The sequence below is a fragment of the Corynebacterium pilbarense genome (assembly GCF_026930265.1).
GTDB classification, from domain to species: Bacteria; Actinomycetota; Actinomycetes; order Mycobacteriales; family Mycobacteriaceae; genus Corynebacterium; species Corynebacterium pilbarense.
In genome coordinates this window covers 1-3,010 of record NZ_JANRML010000032.1, presented here as the reverse complement: position 1 = coordinate 3,010, position 3,010 = coordinate 1, and the positions used below count along the sequence as shown (strand labels likewise).

The following is a 3,010-nucleotide window of genomic DNA, read 5'->3' as shown; positions in this document are numbered from 1 at the left end:
CCAAAACCCGCTCACAGCCACCCACACTTACCGTCGCCTAAACCAGAAACTGTTCACAACCACTTGACACAAAGCGGCCAAAATCTGACCTGGGGTTATAGGGACCGAAATCGGCTGAAATGTCGATTCGTACAAAAGCACTCGGCCCGCCCACAGATTTCGGGCCGATGTCCGCGATTTTGCCGGAGCTGTTCCCCTCCAACGTGCGCTACACCGGCTCGGGCATCGCCTACAACGTCTCCTCGATTCTGGGCGCGGCGATCGCCCCGTTCATCGCGACGGCGCTCAACGCCCAGTACGGCCCGAAGGCGGTGGGCTACTACCTGGTGATTGTCACCGCGATTTCTCTGGTGGCGATCCTCTCCGCACACGAGACCAAGGGCCAGGAGATGCACGAGATTTAACGCATCCCAACCACCTCAGGGGCGGCTCCGGCCGCCCTTTGCTTTTGTCCACGCCGGGGCTAGATCCAGCTGGCAGCACCTCGATAATCGCCCCCCAGGGGCCGATTAGCTGGGCCCTAGTAGCTGGATCCGCGGGATGAGCGTCGGAACCCTTGCTTTCCAACCCGGAAAGTGACACACTTGCGGACATGGAAAACAACGCACCGCAGCCCAACCCACCGCAAACACAAATCTCCCAAGAAGAAGCCCGCGCCGCCCTCGAGCAGATCGACGGGATCGAGCGCGGAACACAACGCAAGCACACACCACCGTGGGCTTACGCCATCCTCGGCACCAGTTTCGGCATCACGATCGCCGGCACGATTATCGGCTGGAAGTACTGGTGGGTGCTGTTCCTACTCATCGCCGTCGCCTGCATCGCGCTGGCGATCTGGGACAACAACCGCAACGTGCGCCCGAGCATGAAGCAGCCGCTCCAAGAAGACCCCAAAACGAACTGGGCCGCCGCTCTCGCCCCTGCGTTCATGATGCCGCTGATCTGGTTCGTCCCAGAAGGAAGCGTGGTTGGCGGGGTCATCGCCGGCGTTGTCGTCGCCGTCGTGTTCACGGCCGTCCTGATCTATGGGGAGAAGAACCGATGAACGCACCTGCTATCGACCCAGTCATTCACCCCCTGGCGCGGCTGAAGATTTGTGCGGCGCTGTACAGTGCGGGAGCCGTCGAGAAGCAAAGCTCCCGGCACGAGATGCGCTTCAGCTCGCTGAGAGAGAAAACTGACCTGTCGGATTCGGCCCTGTCGAAGCAGCTGGCCACGCTGGAGGAGCACGGCTACATCACGCGCTTTCGCGAGTACGGCTCATCCCGCGCGAAGGACACCGTGTGGGTCACGCTCACCGCAACCGGCGCGCAGGCCTTTGAAAACCACACGGCCGCGTTGCGCGAGATCGCGGGCGGGTAGATTCGTCCACATGAGTTTTCCCGCACCTGCACCCGGCGCGTTCGCGCTGATCACCGGCGCGAGCCAAGGCATCGGTGAGGCCATCGCGCGCCAGCTCGCCGCTGAAGGCCACAACCTCATCCTTGTCGCGAGGCGCCAAGAAGTACTGCAAAAGCTTGGCGACGAGCTCTCGCTCGCCCACGGCGTCGATGTGGAAATCTTCGCCGGGGACCTGTCCAAGGCGCGCGACGTGGACGCGCTGATCGAGCACATCGGAAACCGCACGGTGTCGATCTGCGTGAACTCTGCAGGCATCGCCAGCTTCGGCCCGTTCATGGCCCAGGACTGGGAGTACGAGACGAACCAGTTCAACCTGAACGCCACCGCGGTGTTCCGCATTACCAAGGCGGTGCTGGATCAGATGGTGCCGCGCGGCGAGGGCGCGCTGTGCAACGTCGGCTCCGCCGCCGGCAACCTGCCCATCCCGAACAACGCCACCTACGTGTTCACCAAAGCCGGCGTGAACCAGTTCACCGAGGCGCTGCACTACGAGCTCAAAGACTCCGGTGTGCACGTCACGCTGCTCGCGCCCGGCCCGGTGCGCGAGGCGTACATCCCGGAAGAAGAGCAGTCCATCGTGGACAAGGTCGTGCCGGATTTCTTGTGGACCACCTACGAGTCCTGCGCCGCCGACACGATCAACGCGATGCGCAAGAACCGCCGACGCATCGTGCCCGGCCCACTGTCCAAGGCCATGGATGTGGTCTCTAACTACGCCCCGCGCGGGTGGCTGCCGCCGATCATGGGCAAGTTCTACGCACAGATGGGAGAGGAATAAATGGACATCGCAGCCAAGGACAACCGAATCGTCTGGGTGGATCTGGAGATGACGGGACTGGATCCTTCCCGTCACGTCATCGTGGAGGTCGCGGCCCTAGTCACGGACGCTGAGCTGAACATCATCGACGAAGGCGTGGACCTGGTCGTGCACGCCACCGACGCCGAGCTCGCCGAGATGGACGATTTTGTCACCCAGATGCACTCCGACAACGGGCTGCTGGACGACATCAAGGCGTCCACGGTCAGCATCGAGGAGGCGGAGGATGCGGTGCTCGAGCTCGTGGAGAAGCATTGCGATCCCGCCCACCCCGCACCGCTCGCCGGCAACTCAATCGCCACCGACCGCACGTTCATCAAGGCGCAGATGCCGCGCCTCGACGCCGCGCTGCACTACCGCATGATCGACGTCTCCACGGTCAAGGAGCTGTCGCGCCGCTGGTTCCCAAAGGCCTACTTCAACCAGCCGCAAAAGGGCATGGCACACCGCGCGCTGGCGGACATCGTGGAGTCCATCCGCGAGCTGGATTACTACCGCCGCGCGGTGTTCGTGCCCGCCCCCGGGCCGGATACGGAGGCCGCCGTTGATGCGGCAGCCGGCGCAACCGACGCCTACCAGCCGTTTTTGTGAAAACACGGTGAGGGGCTAAGGTAGTTCCCGCTGCAAAAACAGCGATGGTGGCTGTAGTTCAGCTGGTAGAGCACCAGGTTGTGATCCTGGGTGTCGCGGGTTCGAGTCCCGTCAGCCACCCCAATGTCATGAGTCGCGTCATGCTTGACGCATGAGTCGCGACATGCTGGACGGACCGGCATCCCAGTTGTTTTTGTTCTG

General features: G+C 62.8%; 4 protein-coding genes, 1 tRNA gene and 1 pseudogene. All 6 read left to right on the top strand.

Annotated elements, in window-relative coordinates:
* Positions 1–158: 158 nt before the first annotated feature.
* Positions 159–404: pseudogene (locus tag NUW87_RS11230) on the top strand (MFS transporter); the annotation flags it as partial.
* 188 nt (positions 405–592) lie between these two features.
* The gene (locus NUW87_RS11225) at positions 593–1,045 is read left to right on the top strand and encodes a hypothetical protein (RefSeq protein WP_269028602.1); all 453 of its coding nucleotides are present in this window, start codon (positions 593–595) and stop codon (positions 1,043–1,045) included.
* The gene (locus NUW87_RS11220) at positions 1,042–1,362 is read left to right on the top strand and encodes a transcriptional regulator (protein ID WP_269028601.1); all 321 of its coding nucleotides are present in this window, start codon (positions 1,042–1,044) and stop codon (positions 1,360–1,362) included. The genes NUW87_RS11225 and NUW87_RS11220 overlap by 4 nt, the downstream gene beginning before the upstream one ends.
* 10 nt (positions 1,363–1,372) lie before the next feature.
* A complete protein-coding gene (cmrA, locus tag NUW87_RS11215; protein ID WP_269028600.1) occupies positions 1,373–2,179 on the top strand; it encodes a mycolate reductase in 807 nt (268 codons plus the stop codon).
* Positions 2,180–2,809 carry an oligoribonuclease gene (gene orn / locus NUW87_RS11210; RefSeq protein WP_269028599.1) on the top strand — a complete coding sequence of 210 codons (630 nt, stop codon included), beginning with the start codon at positions 2,180–2,182 and terminating at the stop codon, positions 2,807–2,809.
* A gap of 47 nt (positions 2,810–2,856) precedes the next feature.
* A tRNA-His gene (locus NUW87_RS11205) sits at positions 2,857–2,932 on the top strand.
* Positions 2,933–3,010 lie beyond the last annotated feature (78 nt).